The organism is Aquihabitans sp. G128, from assembly GCF_019048865.1.
Taxonomy (GTDB): domain Bacteria; phylum Actinomycetota; class Acidimicrobiia; order Acidimicrobiales; family Iamiaceae; genus Aquihabitans.
Window position 1 is genome coordinate 3,341,855 of the sequence record NZ_CP077604.1, and the last position, 19,887, is coordinate 3,361,741.

At 74.7% G+C, this 19,887-nt stretch carries 23 protein-coding genes and 2 pseudogenes; 11 read left to right on the plus strand and 14 right to left on the minus strand.

Translation table 11 applies throughout. The annotated features are described in order from the left end of the window. Nucleotides 1-35 precede the first annotated feature (35 nt). The 4 genes from KSP35_RS15980 to KSP35_RS15995 all read right to left on the minus strand — a co-directional run bounded on the left by KSP35_RS15980 (nucleotide 36) and on the right by KSP35_RS15995 (nucleotide 2,760). Entirely contained in the window at nucleotides 36-1,214 is a 1,179-nt protein-coding gene (locus KSP35_RS15980) for an acyltransferase (protein WP_216996816.1), read from the minus strand. Nucleotides 1,215-1,287: 73 nt separating this feature from the next. Continuing rightward, entirely contained in the window at nucleotides 1,288-1,731 is a 444-nt protein-coding gene (locus tag KSP35_RS15985) for a hypothetical protein (RefSeq protein ID WP_216996817.1), read from the minus strand. Further along, on the minus strand, nucleotides 1,728-1,970 hold the full coding sequence (locus tag KSP35_RS15990) for a hypothetical protein (protein ID WP_216996818.1): 243 nt from the start codon (nucleotides 1,968-1,970) through the stop codon (nucleotides 1,728-1,730). The genes KSP35_RS15985 and KSP35_RS15990 overlap by 4 nt, the downstream gene beginning before the upstream one ends. 352 nt (nucleotides 1,971-2,322) lie before the next feature. Further along, entirely contained in the window at nucleotides 2,323-2,760 is a 438-nt protein-coding gene (locus tag KSP35_RS15995; protein ID WP_254126801.1) for a cupin domain-containing protein, read from the minus strand. 94 nt (nucleotides 2,761-2,854) lie between these two features. Between KSP35_RS15995 and KSP35_RS16000 the strand changes: the two genes are divergently transcribed. Beyond that, a complete protein-coding gene (locus KSP35_RS16000; RefSeq protein WP_216996819.1) occupies nucleotides 2,855-3,793 on the plus strand; it encodes a haloalkane dehalogenase in 939 nt (312 codons plus the stop codon). A 45-nt stretch (nucleotides 3,794-3,838) separates the two neighbouring features. Here KSP35_RS16000 and KSP35_RS16005 read toward each other — a convergent pair whose 3' ends face one another. The 3 genes from KSP35_RS16005 to KSP35_RS16015 all read right to left on the minus strand — a co-directional run bounded on the left by KSP35_RS16005 (nucleotide 3,839) and on the right by KSP35_RS16015 (nucleotide 7,248). Further along, on the minus strand, nucleotides 3,839-4,339 hold the full coding sequence (locus KSP35_RS16005) for a hypothetical protein (RefSeq protein ID WP_216996820.1): 501 nt from the start codon (nucleotides 4,337-4,339) through the stop codon (nucleotides 3,839-3,841). 62 nt (nucleotides 4,340-4,401) lie between these two features. Beyond that, the gene (locus KSP35_RS16010; protein ID WP_371748987.1) at nucleotides 4,402-5,946 is read right to left on the minus strand and encodes a succinic semialdehyde dehydrogenase; all 1,545 of its coding nucleotides are present in this window, start codon (nucleotides 5,944-5,946) and stop codon (nucleotides 4,402-4,404) included. Nucleotides 5,947-6,096: 150 nt separating this feature from the next. Continuing rightward, entirely contained in the window at nucleotides 6,097-7,248 is a 1,152-nt protein-coding gene (locus KSP35_RS16015) for a hypothetical protein (protein WP_216996822.1), read from the minus strand. A gap of 120 nt (nucleotides 7,249-7,368) precedes the next feature. On the opposite strand from KSP35_RS16015, the gene KSP35_RS16020 reads away from it, so the two are divergent. Next, entirely contained in the window at nucleotides 7,369-7,929 is a 561-nt protein-coding gene (locus KSP35_RS16020; protein WP_216996823.1) for a GNAT family N-acetyltransferase, read from the plus strand. Between the two features lie 18 nt (nucleotides 7,930-7,947). Here KSP35_RS16020 and KSP35_RS16025 read toward each other — a convergent pair whose 3' ends face one another. The 3 genes from KSP35_RS16025 to KSP35_RS25090 form a co-directional block, all read right to left on the minus strand. Further along, the gene (locus KSP35_RS16025) at nucleotides 7,948-9,291 is read right to left on the minus strand and encodes a nicotinate phosphoribosyltransferase (protein WP_216996824.1); all 1,344 of its coding nucleotides are present in this window, start codon (nucleotides 9,289-9,291) and stop codon (nucleotides 7,948-7,950) included. A 74-nt stretch (nucleotides 9,292-9,365) separates the two neighbouring features. Continuing rightward, nucleotides 9,366-10,229 carry an acyl-CoA thioesterase II gene (locus KSP35_RS16030; RefSeq protein WP_216996825.1) on the minus strand — a complete coding sequence of 288 codons (864 nt, stop codon included), beginning with the start codon at nucleotides 10,227-10,229 and terminating at the stop codon, nucleotides 9,366-9,368. Nucleotides 10,230-10,300: 71 nt separating this feature from the next. After that, a complete protein-coding gene (locus KSP35_RS25090; protein ID WP_256444494.1) occupies nucleotides 10,301-10,426 on the minus strand; it encodes a hypothetical protein in 126 nt (41 codons plus the stop codon). A gap of 373 nt (nucleotides 10,427-10,799) precedes the next feature. Here KSP35_RS25090 and KSP35_RS16035 point away from each other — a divergent pair, with 373 nt between their 5' ends. From KSP35_RS16035 to KSP35_RS16050, 4 genes are all read left to right on the plus strand, one after another. Further along, nucleotides 10,800-11,999 carry an acyl-CoA dehydrogenase family protein gene (locus tag KSP35_RS16035; protein ID WP_216996826.1) on the plus strand — a complete coding sequence of 400 codons (1,200 nt, stop codon included), beginning with the start codon at nucleotides 10,800-10,802 and terminating at the stop codon, nucleotides 11,997-11,999. Nucleotides 12,000-12,113: 114 nt separating this feature from the next. Further along, nucleotides 12,114-12,323, plus strand: coding sequence for a DUF4326 domain-containing protein (locus KSP35_RS16040; protein WP_217002253.1), 210 nt, complete (start codon nucleotides 12,114-12,116; stop codon nucleotides 12,321-12,323). Further along, complete coding sequence (locus KSP35_RS16045) at nucleotides 12,316-12,858, plus strand: GNAT family N-acetyltransferase (protein ID WP_216996827.1); 543 nt, start codon at nucleotides 12,316-12,318, stop codon at nucleotides 12,856-12,858. Before KSP35_RS16040 ends, KSP35_RS16045 begins: the two co-directional genes overlap by 8 nt. Before the next feature lie 10 nt (nucleotides 12,859-12,868). Further along, complete coding sequence (locus KSP35_RS16050) at nucleotides 12,869-13,006, plus strand: hypothetical protein (protein ID WP_216996828.1); 138 nt, start codon at nucleotides 12,869-12,871, stop codon at nucleotides 13,004-13,006. Between the two features lie 29 nt (nucleotides 13,007-13,035). Here KSP35_RS16050 and KSP35_RS16055 read toward each other — a convergent pair whose 3' ends face one another. Further along, entirely contained in the window at nucleotides 13,036-13,440 is a 405-nt protein-coding gene (locus KSP35_RS16055) for a PaaI family thioesterase (RefSeq protein WP_216996829.1), read from the minus strand. Between the two features lie 67 nt (nucleotides 13,441-13,507). Further along, entirely contained in the window at nucleotides 13,508-14,233 is a 726-nt protein-coding gene (locus KSP35_RS16060; protein ID WP_216996830.1) for a DUF2786 domain-containing protein, read from the minus strand. Between the two features lie 131 nt (nucleotides 14,234-14,364). On the opposite strand from KSP35_RS16060, the pseudogene cobF reads away from it, so the two are divergent. The 5 genes and pseudogenes from cobF to KSP35_RS16090 all read left to right on the plus strand — a co-directional run bounded on the left by cobF (nucleotide 14,365) and on the right by KSP35_RS16090 (nucleotide 18,245). Further along, a pseudogene (gene cobF / locus KSP35_RS16070) lies at nucleotides 14,365-15,127 on the plus strand (precorrin-6A synthase (deacetylating)). 25 nt (nucleotides 15,128-15,152) lie between these two features. Beyond that, a pseudogene (locus tag KSP35_RS16075) lies at nucleotides 15,153-15,906 on the plus strand (cobalt-precorrin-6A reductase). A gap of 97 nt (nucleotides 15,907-16,003) precedes the next feature. After that, the gene (locus KSP35_RS16080; protein ID WP_216996832.1) at nucleotides 16,004-16,360 is read left to right on the plus strand and encodes a MarR family winged helix-turn-helix transcriptional regulator; all 357 of its coding nucleotides are present in this window, start codon (nucleotides 16,004-16,006) and stop codon (nucleotides 16,358-16,360) included. Continuing rightward, nucleotides 16,360-17,376 carry an ABC transporter ATP-binding protein gene (locus tag KSP35_RS16085; protein WP_216996833.1) on the plus strand — a complete coding sequence of 339 codons (1,017 nt, stop codon included), beginning with the start codon at nucleotides 16,360-16,362 and terminating at the stop codon, nucleotides 17,374-17,376. The genes KSP35_RS16080 and KSP35_RS16085 overlap by 1 nt, the downstream gene beginning before the upstream one ends. Beyond that, nucleotides 17,373-18,245, plus strand: a complete 873-nt coding sequence (locus KSP35_RS16090) for an ABC transporter permease (protein WP_216996834.1) — start codon at nucleotides 17,373-17,375, stop codon at nucleotides 18,243-18,245. The genes KSP35_RS16085 and KSP35_RS16090 overlap by 4 nt, the downstream gene beginning before the upstream one ends. Here KSP35_RS16090 and KSP35_RS16095 read toward each other — a convergent pair. Continuing rightward, nucleotides 18,238-19,479 (minus strand): RNA polymerase sigma factor, encoded by a 1,242-nt coding sequence (locus KSP35_RS16095; RefSeq protein ID WP_216996835.1) that lies wholly within the window; start codon nucleotides 19,477-19,479, stop codon nucleotides 18,238-18,240. The genes KSP35_RS16090 and KSP35_RS16095 overlap by 8 nt on opposite strands. Then, entirely contained in the window at nucleotides 19,479-19,841 is a 363-nt protein-coding gene (locus tag KSP35_RS16100) for a YciI family protein (RefSeq protein ID WP_216996836.1), read from the minus strand. Before KSP35_RS16100 ends, KSP35_RS16095 begins: the two co-directional genes overlap by 1 nt. Nucleotides 19,842-19,887: the final 46 nt, after the last annotated feature.

A 19,887-nucleotide genomic window follows, 5' to 3' on the forward strand; every position in this document is an offset into this window, starting at 1 on the left:
AAAGGTCACCCTTCCACGACCTGTCAGCCGCTGGGTCAGCGCCGGCGTCGGACGCTGGGGGGCAGCTCGATCCGGGCGAACACCGCCAGCAGGCCTGCCAGCACCAGGCCCGGGAGCAGCAACCAGATCGGCCGCTGGGCCCACCAGGCGCCGGTGGGCCGGGCGAGCAGGTCGAAGCCCAGGGCCCGCCAGATGCCGATGGCTGCCACCAGCGCCGTCATGTGCCAGGTGAAGACGGTCATGGCCACCGCGTTGAGCGACACCGTCGCCTTCCACACCCGGCGGCGGGCGAGCAGCCGCTCGAGCGCAGGCCGGGCGAGCAGCACCAGGCCGAACTGGAAGACGGCCAGAGCGGCGATGCAGGCGGTGGTCGGGAACATGTTCGACACGTGCTCGCCGCGCACCGCGACCATCGAGCGGGAGTAGGTGCCGGAGGCCGTCAGGGCCACGAGGGCGAGCAGGCCGGTGGCGGCCACCGCGGCGTGGCGGGCCCGGGACCACGCCAGCGCCCGGCCGTCGCGCCACCAGAAGCCGAGCTGGTGGGCGAAGACCCAGACCAGCAGCGAGTTGGCGTAGCCGGCGGCCGTCCACCCGAGGTGGAAGCGGGCCAGGTCGAGGGCCACCACGGTCGCGGCGAGTCCGGCGAGCCCACCCCCGGCGCTGCGCCGGTGCAGCCAGGCCGTGGCCGGGGCGAGGAGGACGACGGCGAGGTAGGCGCCCAGGAACCAGAGCGGGACGAAGACCACCCGGCCCCACGTCCACACGCTGGGGGTCCCGGGCCGGAGCGTGCGGATGGCCACGTCGAGCACCGCCCACACCAGGAGGAAGGCCGCGATGGGCTTCAGCAGCCGGTCGACCCGCTTGCGGGCGTAGCCCGGCCACGTCGCGCCGCGGGACCGCACGGCGTCCCAGGCCGCCAGGTTGGCGTAGCCGCCGACGACGAAGAAGACCGGCATGATCTGCAGCACCCAGGTGCCGGCCCACAGGCCGGGGACCGTGTCGATGGGGTTGGGCATGGTCAACGCTCCCGAGCGGCTCCAGTGGGTGATCGACAGCACCCAGTGCCAGAGCACCACCACCACGATGCTCAGCCCGCGCAGCGCGCCGACGACCCGGTCACGGCTGGCGGGGGTGGCATCGACGAGGGCGTCCACCCCGGCGGGGCTCGGGGCGGGGCGGGGGACGACGGTGGTGGTGGCAGGGAGGGAGGCCATGGCTGCAGCGTGCGCCCACGGCGACCCGTGCGAGCTGGGGGCGATCCCCCAACCCTGGCTGGGAGGCCCCGGGTCAGCCCGGCGCCGGCGGGGCGGCCGCGGTGGCTTCGGCCAGCCAGCGGCGGTTGGCGCGCCGGCGGAGGCGCCACCGCAGGACCAGCTCCGTGAACAGGGCGACCAGTGCGGCGCCGGTGCCGGCGACCACCACGGCGCCCGCAGGCCGGGCGCGGTTCGCGGCCCGCTCCTGGCACGGCGTGGCGTTGTTGTCCTCGGCCTCGGCCTTGGTGGTGCCCTTGGGCGGGCTCGACGGGTCGACGAGCTCGTTGACCCGGCCGTCGAGCAGGAAGCTGGCCGCAGTGCCGCAGTCCTGGGTCGGGGTGTGCAGCGGGCGGGTGCCGGCGAAGAGGCCGAGCAGGGCCACGACGATGCCGATGGTGGCCACCACCGCGGTGGCCGTCACCGCTCGCTGGCCGGCCGGCGCCGCGGGGTGCGCCTCTGGGGCGGGGCCGGCGGTCACTGGAACAGGGAGACCAGGGCCCAGAGGGCGGCGATGCCGCCGATGCCGGCCATCACCAGGGATCGGGTGACGGGGGCCCTCTCGAGGTCGTCCTCGCCGCGGGCGGCGGCCGGTGGGCGGAGGATGGCGGCCAGGTTGCCCACCAGCAGGGCGGCGCCCATGGCCAGCACCAGGTAGACGACGAGGTCGTCGCCGAGGAACGGAGAGAAGGACTCCTCGGCCAGCACCCGTGCGATCACGGGCTCAGGTTACGGCGCGCGACGCCGATGGCCCTGGTCAGGGCGATGCCGAGCGCACCGTTGCGCCCGCTCGTGGGCGGCGGGGGCCGACGGTTGCGCGTGCAACCACGTTGCGCGGTTTTCCACTCACAATCCGTGAAATCCCCTTCAGGACCGCGGAGGCCGCGCCGATAGATCTGGAGCCGGTGGAATCATCGCCCCACCGGCGCCGGGGTTCCGGGGCGGGAGCCACTCCTCTCCCTCCATCAACACATCGCTCTCCGTGCTTGTCCAGGGCACGGCGCAATGTGGTGGCTCTCGCTCCACCCCCTGCGGCTCGGTCCCCGGCCCCGACCAGGACGCCGCCGAGCGCTCACCAGCCGGGCGCGGCCCACCCCTCGGGCGTCCAGTCCGGCGCCGCCAGCTCGAAGCCCGAGAAGTCGAACGCCGGGGCCACCGTGCAGCCGACGAGCGACCACGCGCCGAGCGGTCGCGCCGCCTGCCACGCCCGGGCCGGCACCACCGCTTGGGGCTCGGTGCCCTCGGCCAGGTCGCTGCCGAGGCGGACGACCTCGTGGTCCCCGCCCTCGGCGATGGCCAGCTCGAGCGGGTCGCCGGCGTAGTGGTGCCAGGCCTCGGCGGCATCGACGCGGTGCCAGTGGGAGCGCTCCCCGGCGGCCAGCAGGAAGTAGATCGCGCTGCCCACCCCGCGGCCGCCGTCGGCGGCGACGTCGCGCCAGTTCTCCCGGTACCAACCCCCCTCGGGGTGCGGGGCGAGCCCGAGGCGTTCGATCAGGTCTTGGGCGTCCACCGCCCAAGTCTGGCCCTGCGACCGGGGCGGGGGCGCGCACCACGGGCCATGCTGTCGACCGTGCCGCGCGAGGGTCGCCGGCCGAGAGGATCCGATGCCGTTCCTGCGCACCCCCGACGACCGCTTCGTCGACCTGCCCGACTTCCCGTTCGAGCCCCGGTACGTCGACGTGCCCGCCGGCGACGGCAGCGGCACGGCCCGCCTCGCCTACCTCGACGAGGGCCCGGCCGACGGCGAGGTCGTGCTCTGCCTGCACGGCGAGCCGTCGTGGTCGTTCCTCTACCGGCACATGGTCCCGGTCCTGGTCGAGGCCGGGCTGCGGGTGGTGGCGCCGGACCTGATCGGCTTCGGCCGCTCCGACAAGCCGGCTGCCCGCACGGACTGCACGTTCCAGTCCCACCTGGACTGGCTGCGCCACGCCCTCTTCGACCAGCTGGACCTGCAGGGCATCACCCTGGTCTGCCAGGACTGGGGCGGCCTCCTGGGCCTCCGCCTGGTGGGGGAGCACCCCGAGCGCTTCTCCCGCGTGGTGGCGGCCAACACGTCGCTGCCCACCGGCGACCGCGACCCCGGCGAGGCGTTCCTGGCCTGGCAGCGGTTCTCGCAGGAGGTGCCGGAGTTCCCGGTCGGGTTCATCATCAACGGCGGCTGCACCACCGACCTCTCGCCCGAGGTGGTGGCGGCCTACGACGCGCCCTTCCCGGACGAGACCTACAAGGAGGCGGCGCGGCAGTTCCCGCTGCTCGTGCCCAGCCGTCCCGACGACCCGGCCGCCGAGGCCAACCGGGCGGCCTGGGTGGGCCTGGCCGCGTTCCCCCGACCGTTCCTGACCGCCTTCAGCGACCAGGACCCGATCACCAAGGGCGCCGACCGCCACCTCCAGGCCGACATCGCGGGCGCCGCCGGCCAGCCCCACACCACCATCGAGGGCGGCGGCCACTTCCTCCAGGAGGACCGGGGCCCGGAGCTCGCCAAGGTGGTGGTGGACCTCATCGCTGCCACCCCCGAGGCCGCCGGCCCGCACCAGGCCTGAGCGTCCCGCGCGTCGGTCCGGGCGTGCCGGGCCGACGCCGCGGCGTCAGGCCGGGTCGGTGGACGGCGGGTTGGCCGAGGCGGCCGGTGCCTCGCCGGGCCCCCAGGACGAGCGGGGCTCGGCGGCGCTCGCCACCAGGTCCCCGTGGCCGTCGACCGCGCCGTCGCGACCGGTGGCGGCGGCGTCGAACCACAGCTGGCGACCCGCCTTGGCCCGCTTGCCGCCGCGGAAGATCACCACGCCGATCAGCACCATGCCGCCGAGCATGACGCCGAACAGGGCCAGCTGCTCGGAGCCGCCGCGGTCGGCGGCGTTCTTCGGGGCGGTGCCGCTGCCGGGCTGCGGGATGCTCTCGGGCTTGGCGGCCTCGTCGGAGACCTGGGTCGTGCGATCGGTGGCGGTGCCGTCGTCGGTGGTGAGCGCCACCACGGCCACGCCGCCGATGAGCACGAGGGCGAGGGCCAGGGCGCTGAGGACGAGGGTGCGACGGGAGAACTCGCCGCGGGCGGCGTCGTTGCGCCGCGGCGTGGGGGCGGAGGTGGCCATGGCCGTCCATGCTCCACCCTCGGCGCCCCAGTTCCAAGCCGGGAGCGGCTCCTGGCCGGGCCTCAGCGGGGGAGGTGCTTGGCGGCCCGCAGGATCTTGGTGAACCGCTTGGCGTAGCCGGTGCCGTCGGGGCCCGGGTCCTGCAGCTTCTGGGCCAGCGCCGAGCGCACGGCGATGGTCTGGGACTCGGTGTACTTGAGCAGCCCGTCCCGGCCGTGGCGCCGACCGACGCCGGACGCCTTCATGCCGCCCATGGGGGCGTCGACGCTGGCCCAGCCCGACGAGTAGCCGTCGTTGACGTTCACGGTGCCGGCCATGAGCTGCTCGGCGATGGCGGTGCCCTTCTTGACGTCGCCGCAGTAGACGCTGGCGTTGAGGCCGTACTCGGAGTCGTTGACCTCGGCGACGGCCTCGGCGACGGAGGTGTACGGGTAGATCGAGACCAGCGGGCCGAAGGTCTCCTCGCGGTGCACGGCCATCTCGGCGGTGACGTCGGCGAGGACCGTGGGCTCGAAGAACCACGGGCCGATCTCCGGGCGGGCCTTGCCGCCGGCGAGGACGGTGGCGCCCTTGGCGACGGCGTCGTCGAGGTGCTCGACCATCTTGTCGAGCTGGGCCTGGGAGGCGAGGGCGCCGACCTCGGCCCCGTAGGACTGCTCGGCGCCGAGCTTCAGCGCCTCGACCCGGGCGGCGAAGCGGGTGGTGAACGCCGGGGCGATCGACTGGTCGACGTAGATGCGCTCGATGGAGATGCAGAGCTGGCCGGTGTTGGCGAAGCAGCCGACGGTGGCGCCCTCGACGGTGCGGTCGAGGTCGGCGTCGGAGGTGATGACCATGGCGTTCTTGCCCCCGAGCTCGGCGGAGAACCCGATGAGGCGCTCCCCGGCCTGGCCGCCGATCGTGCGGCCCGTGGCGGTGGAGCCGGTGAACATGACGTAGTCGGTGGACTCGATGATGGCGGTGCCCACCGCGGTGCCGGGGCCGGTGACGATCTGGACCAGGCCGGCAGGCAGCCCTGCCTCCTCCAGCAGCTCGAAGGCGCGGATGGCCGTGAACGGCGTCTGGGAGTCGGGCTTGATGACGATGCCGTTGCCGGCCACGAGCGCGGCGAGCGCGTCCGACAGGGCGAGCACGAGCGGGTAGTTCCAGGGCGAGATGACGCCGACGATGCCCTTGGGCACGTGGTGCTCGGTGGCGCTCACCAGCCCGGGCAGGGCGGTGAGGCGGCGGTGGGGCTTGAGGGCCCGAGGCGCCAGCCGGGCGTAGTACCGGGCGGTGACGGCCTGGTCGAGGATCTCCTCGAAGGCCCACACGCGAGCCTTGCCGTTCTCGGCCTGGATGAGGTCGAGCAGCTCCTCCTGGTGGTCCAGGACGAGGTCGTGGTAGCGGAGCAGCACCGCCGCCCGGTCCTTCACCGGGGTGGCCGCCCAGCGCTGCTGGACCCGGCGGCACTCGGCGACCGCGGCGGCCACGTCCTCGGCGGTGCCGATGGGCACCTCGCCCACCACGCCGCCGTTGAGCGGCGAGGTGACCGTGCGCAGCTCCCGGCCGGCGGCGACGGCCACCCGGGCGGCGAGCCGGTCGGTCTCGGTGCGGCTGGGGCGCAGGGGTGCGCCCGAGGGCTGCGGGGCGCCGCTGGCTTCGACGGGAGCTTCGGTGGCGGTCAAGGTGGCCTCCTGGCGGGCGGCCCGGATGGTCCGGGACCGCGCTCGACGTTACCGGCGGGTAGCCGGGTGGGGCCACGGCCGTCCCGTCGGTCAGCCCCGGAGGTGGTCGACCAGGAGCAGGGGCAGCGGGTACGCCCAGTTCACCGTGGCCTGGTCGGCGGCGTAGAGCAGCGGCCACGCCAGCGAGACGAGGGCCGCCGTCCAGACCAACCCGCGCGTGGCGCGCCGGGGGAGGTGGCGCAGCCCGAGGGCGGCGAAGGGCACGACGGGGAAGAGGAAGACCACGCTCCGGCTGATGTCGAAGACGGACATGGCGACCACGATCGTCACGGCGACGCAGCCCACGCAGCCCAGGACCACGAGGCGGCTCCCGCGGTGCCACGTGGTGGCCAGCCCCGCCACGGTGAGGAACCAGTAGCCCTCGAGGGCGCCCCAGATGCCGCTCGGGTAGTTGTTGAGCTGGGCGAGCGGTTCGCCGGGCGACCGGTTGCGACCCTCGTGGATGCCGTAGCGGGCCTTGAGGGCCTGGCGGATGGCGAGGTGGCCGACGCCGGCGGCGAGCGCGGCGCCCACCGGGAGCCACGGGACGGCGCGCGCCGCGGCCTGCCAGGTCCGCCGCGCCCGCTCGGCGGCGTGGTCGTCGCGCAGCAGGTGCCAGGCCGCCACGATCGGGAGGGCGAAGACGGCGCGCTCGTCGGTGAACGTGGCGGCGAGCCCGACGAGGAACACGATCGGGGGTCGACGGCTGGCCATGGCCACCAGCAGGAGCAGGACGGCCAGGGCGTCGAAGTTGCCGCGCAGGTCCACCCACGCGCCGGCGACGGCCCACAGCCCGACGGTGCCCACGGTGGCCACCACCGCGGCCCGGCGGTCGCCCAACGCCTCGTCGAGCAGCTTGGCGAGGACCACGAGCAGCACGACCGCCGCCACGACCTGCAGCGCCACGAACGCCCACGGGCTGTCGAAGAAGAGGACCTTGCCGACCAGCCTCGGGACGAAGCGGAAGGTCAGGTTGGCCTCCCGGCTCTCGGGCCCGATGTTCGGGTCGAACAGCGACCCGCGCGAGTGCTCGATGATGTAGCGCCACTGCGCGTCCTCGCCGAAGTGCGGCGGCGGGTAGGTGCCCGCCAGCAGCACCCCGAGGACGAGGCCGACGATGGCGGTGCGCACCTGCCACCATCGCCCGGCCGCCACCCGGCTCACCAGGCGGTCGAGCCGCTCCTTGTGCGGTGCCAACGGCACCCACGGCGTCCACGGCCCCCCCCCCGGTCACGGCGCGCACCCTACCTGCCGCCCTGCACCGCCCCGGCTGGCGCCCGAACCCGCTGGCCGGGCGAGCGGCCTGCGAGCCACCATCGGGAGATGGAGCCGCTCCCGCTCGCCACCGCCTCCGACTGCCTCGTGGTGCGGGCGTGGGCGCCCGACGAGGCGCCGGCGCTGCACGCTGCGGTGGTGGCCAGCACCGAGCACCTGCGCCCGTGGATGCCCTGGATCGCCCACGAGCCGCTGGCGGTCGAGGAGCGGCGGGCCATGATCGAGGGCTGGCGGTCCGAGGCGGCCGACGGGGGCGACGTGGTCTACGGGATGTGGGCCGAGGGCGCCGTCGTCGGCGGGTGCGGGCTGCACCGCCGGCTCGGTCCCGGCGGGGTGGAGATCGGCTACTGGGTCCATGCGGACCACGTCGGCCGCGGCGTGGCCACCGAGGCCTCGCGCCTGCTGACGGAGCTGGCCTTCACCGTGGCCGACATCGAGGTGGTCGAGGTCCACCACGACGTGGCCAACGCCGCGAGCGCGCGGGTGCCGGAGAAGCTCGGCTTCGTGCGGGTGGCCGACATCTCGGTGCCGGCGGCCGAGCCCCGCGCCCCGGCCGAGACCGGCCGCCGGGGCGTCTGGCGCACCACGCGCCAGACCTGGCGCGGCTGAGCAGGGGACGTCGGCGGCTCAGCCGCCGTGGCCCGTCAGCGCCGGCTCGCCGGGGGCCAGGTCCCGGTGCTCGGGCCGCAGCTCGGCGAGCGCCTGCCGGTGGTGGGCGCTCGCCGCGTCGACGGAGAACGGTCGGACCGGCTGGCCCTGCTGGAGCCACGGGACCTGCAGCCCGCGCTCGACGTGGTCGGGGGCCACGGGGTCGGGCTCGTCGGTGGGTCCGAGCACCCGTTCCTCGACCGCGAAGCCCTGGGCGTCGAGGACGCGGGTGGCGACCTTGCGCCCACCTCGGTGGCCCTTGCCCGCCGAGGTCTTGGCCACCGGCCGCTGCGGGGCGCCGTCGCCCGGCTCGTCCGCGATCGCCACCAGCTTGTAGACGAGCTCGGCGGTGGGGGCGCCGGAGCCGGTGACCAGCCGGGTGCCCAGGAGGTACCGGTCGACGGGGGCGTCGGCCAGCGCGGCCATGGCGTGCTCGTCGAGGTCCCCGGAGACCACGATCTGGCAGCCGGGGGCGCCGAGCTCGTCGAGCAGGGCCCGGGCCCGGTGGGCCTCGTCGCCCAGGTCCCCGGAGTCGATGCGGATGGCGCCGATGCCCGGGCCGGCGGCGGCCACCGCGTTGCGGATGCCCTCGGCGACGTCGTAGGTGTCGACCAGGAATGTGGTGTCGGGCCCGAACGCGGCCACCTGGGCGCGGAAGGCCTCGGCCTCGGTGGCGTGGGCCAGGGTGAAGGCGTGCATGGTGGTGCCGGCCGTCGGGATGCCGAACCGCCGCCCCGCCTCGAGGTTGGAGGTGACGTCGAAGCCGACGATGCGCGCTGCCAGCGCAGCGGCCACCGCCGCCTCCTCGTGGGTGCGGCGCCCACCGCCCTCGATGGTGGTCCGGCCGTCCGCGGCACCGACCATGCGGGCGCCGGCCGCGGCGATGGCGGCGTCGTGGTTCAGGATGCTCAGCAGGATCGTCTCCAGCACCAGCCCCTGGCCGAAGGTGGCGTCCACGGTCAGGATCGGCGAGTACGGGAAGTAGAGCTCGCCGTCGTGGTAGCCGGTCAGGTCGCCGTCGAACCGGAAGGCGGCGAGGTGGTCCAGGGCTTCGGGGGACAGGAAGGCGCGCTTGCGGAGGTGGGCCAGCTCGGGCTCGGCGAAGCGGAAGCGCTCCACGGCGTCCACGGCGCGGGCCATCCCGGCCACGACGCCGTAGCGGCGGCCGGGCGGCAGGTGGCGGGCGAAGACCTCGAAGGTGGCCCGGTGGTGCGCCACCCCGGAGCGGAGGGCGGCGTCGAGCCCGGTCAGCTCGTAGTGGTCGGTCAGCAGGGCGGTGCTGGGCCGGCCGTCGAGCGAGGGCGGCGCCGTCCAGGTGGTCATGGCGGCGATCCTGTCGGTGCCCCTGGCCGATGGCAACCCCCGCTGGCCGCCGTCCGAGCGGCGGTCGCGCTCGCCTACGGGCGGGTCGGCGGCTCGAGGCCCTCGGGGATGCGGATGGCGGCGAGCTGGGTGGCCTGGGCCACCAGGCGCCCGGTGGCGTCCCAGAGCTCGCAGACCTCGTCGAAGCGCCCGCCGTCGACCACCTGGGCCCACTGGCGCACGATCAGCGGCCCGGGGGCGGGGCGAGCCCGGACGTACGCCGTGAGCGACAGGGTGGGGACCCAGCCGGCCTCGGCCAGCTCGAAGGTGGCCGGGGGCAGGGCGTCGATGAAGAAGAGGAGGCCGAGGGCGTCGACGGGCCGGCCGTCGGCGAAGGCGATCCACCCCCGGAGGTCGGCCTCGCCCGACGGCTTGCCGCGGGCGAAGCCGATGACGGCGGGGTCGAGGCGGAGGTCGGACCGGTCCATGATCGAGACCACGAACGGCGCGCCCTCACGGGCGGCGGGGAGCCGGACGCAGTCCTCGATCGGGGCCACCGCAGGCGGGGTGGTGCCGCTCCACCACGGGCGTGACGGCGCCGAGGTGAGGGTGGCCATGGTGAAGGTGGCCTCCACGCACGGCCGGCCGTCCTGGACCACGGTGGCGCGGACCTGGCTGGCCCCGTTGCCCACCCGCAGGACCTGGGTCTGCACCTCGGCCGGGCCGGGATCGGGCGCCCAGAGGAAGTGGGCGGTGGCCGCGATGGGGTCCCGGTGCCCGCTCTCCACCGAGGCGAGCGCCTCGCCGGCGGCGTTGGCGGCGGTGGCCAGGAGGTAGCCGCCGTTGGGCTTGGGGCCGACGGTGAAGCCGGGGTCGACGTCGATGTCGAAGGTGCCGTCGCCCCGCGGGCGGACCGTGGTGGCGACGTCGAACTCGAACGGCGGCGGATCGTCAAGCATCCGTCGAACCTAGGCCGGACGCGGCACCGCCCACCCGAGATCGGGTGGGCGGCACGGGCGGTGGCTGCCGATCAGCTGCCGGCGAGGCGCCGCAGCCAGCCGGGGAGGCTGTCGCGGAGCGGCGCGACGACCGGGCGGCTGTCGCGGAGGCGGGCATCGACGGGGTAGCCCCGCAGGGTGGGTCGGGTGGTGCTCATGGATCTCTCGTCTTCCTCGGGGCGGCGCAGGTCGCCGGCCCGTGCTTCGGGTGGAACGGCCACGGGATCCCGCCGGCTCGGCGGCACCCTCGGGTGGCGGCCCCGCCGCCGATGACCTCCGGCGGCTGCCGGCCCGGTCCCACGGTGGTGGTGCCAGGGACTGGGGGCCTTCTGGCTCGCCCGTCCCTCGCCGTCCACCGTACCGGTGGCCCCGGACCGCTCGGCCATCGGGGAGCGGTGACCCTTGGCACCGCCTCGGCCCGAGGCCGGTGGGCGGCCCTCGACGGGAGCCGGTACGGTCGCGCCGGCCACGCCCGTTCGGCCGACGACCAGTGCCGGACGCCCCCCACCCACGTCGCCCGGAGGCCCCGCCATGACCGACCCCGCCCAGCTCGTGAAGGAGCGGCTGACCCAGCTGCTCGACGAGCACGACCCCAAGGCCGAAGCCCCGGAGGCGTTCCGTGGCGCCCAGTACGACGCCGGCCTGGCGTGGGTGCACTTCCCCGAGGGCTGGGGCGGCCTCGGCCTCGCCCCGAACCACCAGAAGGACATCGACAAGGCGCTGCGCGACGCCGGCGCCCGCCCGTCGGACGCCACCCACTTCTTCGGCCTCACCATGGCCGGGCCCACCGTGGTCACCCACGCCGACGATGCCCTGCGCGGCCGGCTGCTGCGCCGCATGTTCACCGGCGAGGACTCGTGGTGCCAGCTGTTCTCCGAGCCCGGCGCCGGCTCGGACCTCGCCGGGCTCTCGACCAAGGCCGTGCGCGACGGCGACGAGTGGGTCATCACCGGCCAGAAGGTGTGGAACACGCTCGCCCACCTGGCCAACAAGGGCATGCTCGTGGCCCGCACCGACCCCGACGCCCCCAAGCACAAGGGCCTGACCTACTTCGCCCTCGACATGACCGCCCCCGGCGTCGAGGTGCGGCCGCTGCGCCAGATCACCGGCGAGGCGGAGTTCAACGAGGTGTACATGACCGAGGTCCGCGTGCCGGACGCGGATCGCATCGGCGCCGTCGGGGAGGGCTGGCGCGTGGCCATGACCACCCTGTCGAACGAGCGCACCACCATCGGCGGCGGGGGCGGCGCGCCACCCCGGGGCTCGGGCTCCATCGCCGAGGCCGTGCGCATCTGGCAGGACGAGCCCAACGTCGACAAGAGCGCAGCCGCCAAGGACCGCCTCATGCAGCTCTGGATCCGGGCCGAGGCCCTGCGCCTCACCAACATCCGCGGCTCGCAGAACCGCAAGGTGGGCAACCCCGGCCCCGAGGGCTCCATCGCCAAGCTGATGTTCGCCGAGATCAACAAGGACATCTACGAGCTCTGCGTCGACCTCCTCGGCCCCGCCGCCCTCGTCGACTACGACTACACGATGATCCGGCCCGAGAACCTGGGCCTGGTGGGCGAGCCCGGCAGCAGCCGCAAGATGTTCCTGCGGGCCCGGGCCAACTCCATCGAGGGCGGCACCTCCGAGGTGCAGCGCAACATCCTCGGCGAGCGCATCCTCGGCCTGCCGGGTGAGCCCCGGAACGACAAGGCCATCCCGTGGAAGGACGTCCCCCGCAGCTGACGGGGGCGGCCACCGACGAGCGCCCCGTGCCGGCCCGCCTCCAGCACCACCGCGGCCGGAAGCTGCCGGCCGGCGCGCTACGTCGGCCGCCCCAGCCGGTGGGGCAACCCTTACGTGTTCGACCCGAAGCTGGTGAAGGGCGAGCGGGTGCTGGTGGGGTCGCGAGCCGAGGCGGTGGCGCGCTACGAGGCCGACCTGCTGGCCGATCCCGAGCGCGTGGCGCGCGCCCGGGCGGAGCTCGCCGGCGTCGACCTGGCCTGCTACTGCCCACTCGACGGGCCGTGCCACGCCGACGTGCTGCTGCGGGTGGCCAACGGTGGGTGAGCCCACCCGGCCGTCGGTGCCCGAGGGCTACGAGGTGCGCGACGCGACCGTCGGCGACCTCCCGCAGCTGGGGCCGATCGAGGTGGCTGCCGGCGAGCTGTTCCGCACGGTGGGCATGGATGACGTGGCGGGCGACGAGGGCTTCCCGCTCGCGGACCTCGAGGCCGCCCGGGCCGACGGGCGGCTGTGGGTGGTGGCCTGCGACGGCCGGGCCGTGGGCTACGTGCTGGCGCTCGACCTGCCGGGCCAGGCGCACCTCGAGCAGCTCTCGGTGGACCCGGCGCACGGGCGGCGCGGCCTCGGCGCGGCGTTGGTGGAGCGGGTGGCCACGTGGGCCCGGGAGCGGGGCGCCGCCGACCTCACCCTGTCGACGTTCCGCGACGTGGCCTGGAACCGCCCGTACTACGAGCGGCTCGGCTTCGCGGTGGTGCCCGAGGTCGAGCTCTCGGCGACGCTGCGCGAGGTGCGGGCCCACGAGGCCGCCATCGGGCTCGACGTCGACGCCCGGGTGGTCATGCGGCGCCCGCTTCTGTGAGGGTGGGGCGATGGCCCCGCCCCGCTACACCGCCTACGACCGGACGCTGGACTTCTTCTCCGACCACCGCATGGCCATCGCCAAGGGCTTCGTGCTGCTGGCCGTGCTGGCCATCTTCGCCAGCCTCCTGGCCACCCTGCTCCTCTGAGCGGGCCAGGCGGCGGCGTTCGGCCGTCCTCAGCGCAGGACGGCCTGGGTCTGGGTGACCTTGGCCGCGAGCCGTCCCTGGGCGTCTCGGAGCTCGGTCTCCACCACGATGGTGGTGCGACCGGCGTGCAGCGGGCGGCCCACGGCCTCGACGTGCCCGTCGCGCACGGCCCGCAGGAAGTTGGTGGCCGAGCTCACCGTGGTGGTGCCGGTGGCACCCTCGGGCAGGTTGCTGAACGCCACCACTGCGCCGACGCCGTCGGCCAGCGCCATCAGCGAGCCGCCGTGGAGCGCACCGCCGAGGGTGGTCCGCTCCTCGGCCCACGGGAGCGTGGCGCGGACCTCGTCGGCGCCCACTGCGGTGAACGTGACGCCGATGGCCCGGCAGAAGGGCATGGAGTCGAGGGCTTGGTCGGTGCTGAGCGCGGCGGGCATGCCGCAGGTTCGCGTGCTCGGCGGCGCCGTGCCATGACCTCCGAGGTCAGGCCCGGGGTGGAGCGGGTCAGCTCGGCAGCGCCCGGCCCTGGCCGCCGAGGCCCTGCTGGCCCAGCCCCGCCCGGTCGGCCGCGGCGCGCCCGCTGGCGATGCCCGCGGAGGACGAGCTGGTGAAGCGGGCCGTGCGCAGGTTCGGGTACGCCTGCTTGACCGCGTCGACCACCGCCGCCGAGCGGTCGGCCAGCACCAGGCCCACCCCGGTGGCGCCGTCGGCCTCGGCCGAGGCCCGGGCGGCGGCCGCCGCCTCCTCCAGCCGGGTGCCGATCCGGAAGCTGAAGGCCAGCAGGAACGACCGGCGGAAGCGGCGGGGCGTGTCGTGGGCCGGCACCGGCGTGGCCAGCATGGCTCGCACGGCGTGGACCGACAGCGAGGCGAACAGGGTGCGCACGCTGGCGAGGTCGGACGAGTAGCCCAGCACCACGCAGCGCTGGGACCCGCCGCCGGCCGAGGACATGATGCACTGGCAGTGGTTGGCCCGGGCGACGGCGCCCAGCAGTGCCGCCTTGGCCGTGGCGTAGGGGGCGGTGACCACCACCAGCTCGGAGGTGATCTCGTCACCGGTGCGGCGGCCGGCCGCGGCGAGCATGGCGTCGTCGATGGCGTGGCGGGCCATGAGCTCCTGGGCCTTGGCCATGAGGGCCTCGGCCTCGTCCGGGAACTCGGTGCTCTCGGCCTTGGCCAAGAGGGCGTCGACCCGGTTCAGCCAGGTCTCGGTGGTGGGGGGTGTGGTCATGGGCTCCTCCGATGATGCTCGGTCCGTCGAGGGGGCGCCCAGCTTGGTGCGGGGGTCTGACACTTCGGCCGGGGGTGCGGGGCACGCGAGACTTGCCGGGCGACGACCGGTCGCCGCCCGTGGAGGTCGCAGTGAAGCAGGTGCTCGTCATCGGGATCGGGGCCGGCGACCCGGACCACGTGACCGCCGAGGCCGTGCGCGCCCTCAACCGGGCCGACGTGTTCTTCGTGCTCGACAAGGGCCGCGCCAAGGAGGACCTGGCGGCGCTGCGCCGAGAGGTGCTGGCCCGGTTCACCACCGGCGAGCACCGCACGGTGCACACCCAGGACCCCGAGCGCGTCCCTGCGCGAGGGCTCCTACCAGGAGGACGTGCGCAGCTGGCACGGCCAGCGCCTCGACCTCTACGAGGGCCTCATCGCCGACGAGCTGGCCGACGGCGAGGTCGGCGCCTTCCTCGTGTGGGGCGATCCGGCCCTCTACGACAGCACGCTGCGCATCCTCGACCAGGTGGCCGAGCGGGGCGCCGTCGAGTTCCAGGTCGAGGTCGTCCCGGGCATCAGCAGCGTCCAGGTCCTCGCTGCCCGCTTCCGGATCGCCCTGCACGGCATCGGTGCCCCGGTGCACATCACCACCGGTCGCCTCCTGGCCGCCGAGGGCTGGCCGCCCGGGGCGGGCGACGTGATCGTGATGCTCGACGGCAGCTGCGCCTTCACCACCGTCGACCCCGAGGGCGTCGACCTGTACTGGGGGGCGTACCTCGGAACGCCGGACGAGATCCTGGTGTCGGGGCCGCTGGCCCAGGTGTCCGACGAGGTCCAGCGGGTCCGGGCCGAGGCCCGCGAGCGCAAGGGCTGGATGTTCGACACCTACCTCCTGCGCCGTCGGGTCGACTGAGGTGGGCGACCCGCGGCGGCCGGCGGTGCTGGTCCTGGCCGGCACCACCGAGGCGGCGGCGCTGCTCGCTGCGCTCGACGCGGAGGGTGCGGCGCCCACCGCGTCGTTCGCCGGCCGGACGCGCACCACGGCGGCGCTCCCGCCTGGGGTGGCCGTCCGCACCGGGGGCTTCGGCGGGGTCGACGGCCTGGCCGCGGCGTTGGTCGAGGGCCGCTACGACGCCGTGGTCGACGCCACCCACCCGTTCGCCGCCCAGATGTCCCGGCACGTCGCCCTGGCCGCCGACCGGTTGGGCGTGCCGCGCTTGCGTCTGGTCCGCCCGCCCTGGACGGAGGTGGCGGGGGATCGGTGGCACCGCGTGGCCGACCTCGGCGCGGCGGCCGACGCGGTGCGGGCGCTGGGTGCCCGGCGGGTGCTGCTCACCACCGGGCGGATGGAGCTCGGGCCGTTCGCCGCGGTGGCGGGCGTGCACTTCCTGACCCGCTCGGTGGAGGCGCCGGACCCGCTGCCGCTCGCCGACGCGACGGTCCTGCTCGACCGGGGCCCGTTCACCGTCGCTGGCGAACGGGCCCTGCTGGCCGAGCACGCCATCGAGCTGGTGGTGACCAAGGACAGCGGGGGGCGCGGCCACCGCCCCGAAGCTGGTCGCCGCCCGGGAGGCCGGCCTGGAGGTGGTGGTCGTCGACCGACCCGCCGGCCCGCCCGGCGCCGAGGTGGCCACCGTCGACGAAGCGGTGGCGTGGGCCCTCGCCCAGGAGGGTCACCCTCGCGGGTGTTGACAGAAACCGTTCGACATCGAATCATTGCCCCTCGATGGAACGCCTCGGTCGACAGCTCGTCTTCACCGCCAAGGCCACCAGCGCGCGCTTCCACCGGGTGCTGGCCGACGCCGGGTCGTCGCTGCCGCACTTCGTGCTGCTGAGCGGGCTGCACCGCAACCCCGGCCTGTCCCAGCGCGAGCTGGGCGCCTTCGCCGGCCTCGAGGGCTCCACCATCACCCACCACCTCGATCGCCTCGAGCGCGACGGCACCATCACCCGCACCCGCGACGCCGCGGACCGCCGGGTCATCCGCGTGGCGCTCACCGCCGAGGGCGAGGCGCAGTTCGCCCGCCTCGACGCCGCCGCCGACGAGCACGACGCCGAGCTGCTCGCCGCGCTCGGCGAGCGCGACGCCGCCTCCCTGCGGCGGATCCTGCACCGACTCCAGACCACCTACGCCGAGGAGGGCTGATGCCCGAGCCCACGACGACCACCGCCGACCCACCCCGCATCGATCCCACCCGAGCCGCCCCCGAGGGCAAGGCCGCGGTCATCCGTGCCACCGGCCTGACCAAGACCTATCCCGGTGGCGTCACCGCCGTCGACGGCATCGACATGGAGGTGCGCGAGGGCGAGATCTACGGCTTCCTCGGCCCCAACGGCGCCGGCAAGAGCACCACGATCGGCATGCTCACCACGCGGGTGCTGCCCACCAGCGGCCACGCCGAGGTCGGCGGGGTCGACGTGGTGGGCAACCCGGCGCGGGCCAAGCAGGTCATCGGGGTGGTGCCGCAGAGCAACACGCTCGACCGGGCCATGACCGTGGCCGAGAACCTCGAGTTCCACGGCCGGTACTTCGGCATGCGGGCCAAGCCGGCCCGGATCCTGGCCGCCGAGATGCTCGAGCAGGTCCGCCTCACGGACCGGGCGTCCATGCCCGTCATGGCCCTGTCGGGCGGCATGGCCCAGCGCCTCATGGTGGCCCGGGCGATCATGCACCGGCCCCGGGTGCTGTTCCTCGACGAGCCCACCGCCGGCCTCGACCCGCAGAGCCGGCTGGCGCTCTGGGACATCCTGCGGGAGTTCCACGTCGGCGGGCAGACGATCCTGCTCACCACGCACTACATGGAGGAGGCCGACCAGCTCTGCGACCGGGTGGCCATCATCGACCACGGCCGCTTCCTCGCCCTCGACACGCCGGAGGGCCTGAAGGCCTCCACCGGCGTCGACACCCTGGTGAAGGTCACCGCCGAGGGCGGCGACCTGGCCCGCCTGGCCGACCTGCTGCGCGAGGGCATCGAGGGCACCGACGACGCCAAGGTCGGCGACGGCACGGTGACCCTGGCGGTGCAGAAGGCCAAGGGCCTGCTGCCGCGGATCATCGACCTGGCCGAGGGCGAGGGCTACTCGGTTACCGACCTCTCCTCGAGCGAGCCCACCCTCGAGACCGTCTTCATCGACCTCACCGGCAGGGAGCTGCGCGAATGACCACCACCGACACCCCCACGCCGGGCACCGCCGTCAACGCGCCCACGGCGCGCACCGAGCTCGATGCGCCGGCGGTGGCCTACCGCAAGGCGTTCCTCGCCCTGCTGGCCCGAGACCTGCACGTCCTGCTCAAGAACCTGCCGCTGTTCGTCCTCCGCACGATCATGCAGCCGCTGCTGCTGATGTTCGTCTTCACCTACGTCTTCCCCAAGATCGGCCAGGGCGTGGGCGGCAAGGGCGCCGGCGGCGAGGAGCTGTTCACCGCCGTGCTGGTGGCGGGCGTGATCGGCCTGGCCATCGTGTTCCAGGGGATCCAGGCCGTGGCCCTTCCTCTGGTGCAGGAGTTCGGCTACTCGAAGGAGATCGAGGACCGGGTCCTGGCGCCGCTGCCCACCCGCCTGGTGGGCGTGCAGAAGATCGTCACCGGCATGCTGCAGGGCCTGGTGGCCGCCGCCCTCGTGTTCCCCATCGCCGCGGTGGTCCCGGCGACCGACGTGCACCTGCACATCCGGTGGCTGGTGCTGCTGACCATGGCGCCGCTGGCCGGCTGGGTGGCCGCCTCGTTGGGGCTGGTGCTCGGCACCAAGGTGGCACCGCAGTCGGTGTCGTACCTGTTCGCGCTGGTGGTGCTGCCCCTCACCTTCCTGGGGTCGGTGTACTACCCCTGGACCACCCTGTCGCCCATCCGCTGGCTGAAGCTGGCGGTGCTGGTGAACCCGCTCGTCTACATGACCGAGGGCTTCCGGGCGGCGCTGGTGCAGGGCGTCGACCACATGGCGCTGGGGTGGATCTACGGCGCCCTGGTGCTCTTCGCCGTCGTCCTCACCTGGATCGGGGTCAGCGGCTTCGAGAAGCGGGTGGTCACGTGAGGCGGCGGGCCCGCCCCTCGAGGTGGCGCTGCTCGGGCGCGCTGGTGGTGCGGCGAGCAGCCTGGCGATAGGCGGCCCGGGCACCGTCGAGGTCACCGGCCTGCTCCAACAAGTGGGCCCGCACCGCGTCGACCCGGTGGTTGCCCGCCAGCCGCTCGTCGTCGGCCACCGTGGCGAGCAGCGCCAGGCCCGCCTCGGGGCCGTGGACCACGCCGGCGGCGACGGCCCGGTTGAGCGTCACCAACGGGTTCGGGGCCAGGCGCTCCAGGACGCCGTAGAGCGCCAGCACCTGGGCCCAGTCGGTGGATGCGTCGTCGGCGGCCTCGTCGTGCACCGCAGCGATGGCCGCCTGCACCTGGTACGGGCCCAGCGGTGCGTCGCCGCCGAGCGCGGTGGCGAGGAGCGCGGTGCCCTCGTCGATGGCGGCGCGGTCCCAGCGCGTGCGGTCCTGCTCGGCCAGCACCACCAGTGAGCCGTCGGCCGCGGTGCGGGCCGGGCGACGGGCGTCGGTGAGCAGCATGAGGGCGAGGAGCCCCGCCACCTCGCCGTCGTCGGGCAGGAGGTGGTGGACGAGGCGGGTGAGGCGCAGGGCCTCGGCGGTCAGGTCGGCGCGGGCCAGGTCGGGCCCCGAGCTGGCGGTGTAGCCCTCGTTGAACACGAGGTAGAGCACGTGCAGGACCACGCCCAGGCGCTCGGCCCGCTCGGCGGCCGGGGGCGGGCCGAAGGTGCTGCCGGCGTCGCGGATCCGGGCCTTGGCCCGGCTGATGCGCTGGGCCATGGTGGCCTCGGGCACCAGGAAGGCGCTGGCGATCTCGGCGGTGGTGAGGCCGCCGACGGCTCGGAGGGTGAGGGCGAGCTGCGACGGCGCGGTCAGGGCCGGGTGGCAGCACAGGAACAGCAGGGTGAGCGTGTCGTCGTGGGCCGGGGCACGCTCGTCGTCCGCCGCCGGCGAGAACAAGGCGTCCGACGGCACCCTCGCCGCGGTGGCGTCTTCACGGCGGCGGCGGGACTCGTCGCCGCGCAGCCGGTCCACCAGGCGCCGGGAGGCGACGGTGATCAGCCACGCCTTGGGGCGCTCGGGCCGGCCGTCGCGGGGCCACTGGGTGGCGGCGGCGAGCAACGCCTCCTGGACGGCGTCCTCGCAGGCGTCGAAGTGGCCGAAGCGGCGGACCAGGGCGCCGAGGACCTGCGGGGCCAGGGGCCGCAGGAGGTCCTCGACGCCGTCCGCGGCCATCAGGGGTTGCTGGCCGACTCGTGCATGAGCGGCCGCACCTCGACCTGGGTGAAGGCCGAGGCCGGGTTGGCCGCGGCGATCTCCAGGGCGCGGTCGAGGCTCTCGCAGTCGACGATGGTGAAGCTGCCCAGGTACTCCTTGGCCTCGATGTAGGGCCCGTCGGTCACGGCTGGGACGCCGTCGGTGACGTGCACCTGCTTGGCCATCACCTGGTCCGACACCCCGTAGGCGCCCACCAGCTCGCCGCTCTCGGCCAGGTCCCGCAGGAGGGCGTCGGTCTCGTTGACCAGCTTCTGCATGGCCTCGGGCTCGAACGAGGTCCACACGTCCTCGTTGCCGTAGATCATCAGCATGTACTTCATCGGGTGGTGCTCCTCTGGTGGGTGCGGCTCCCCGTGCGGGCGCCGC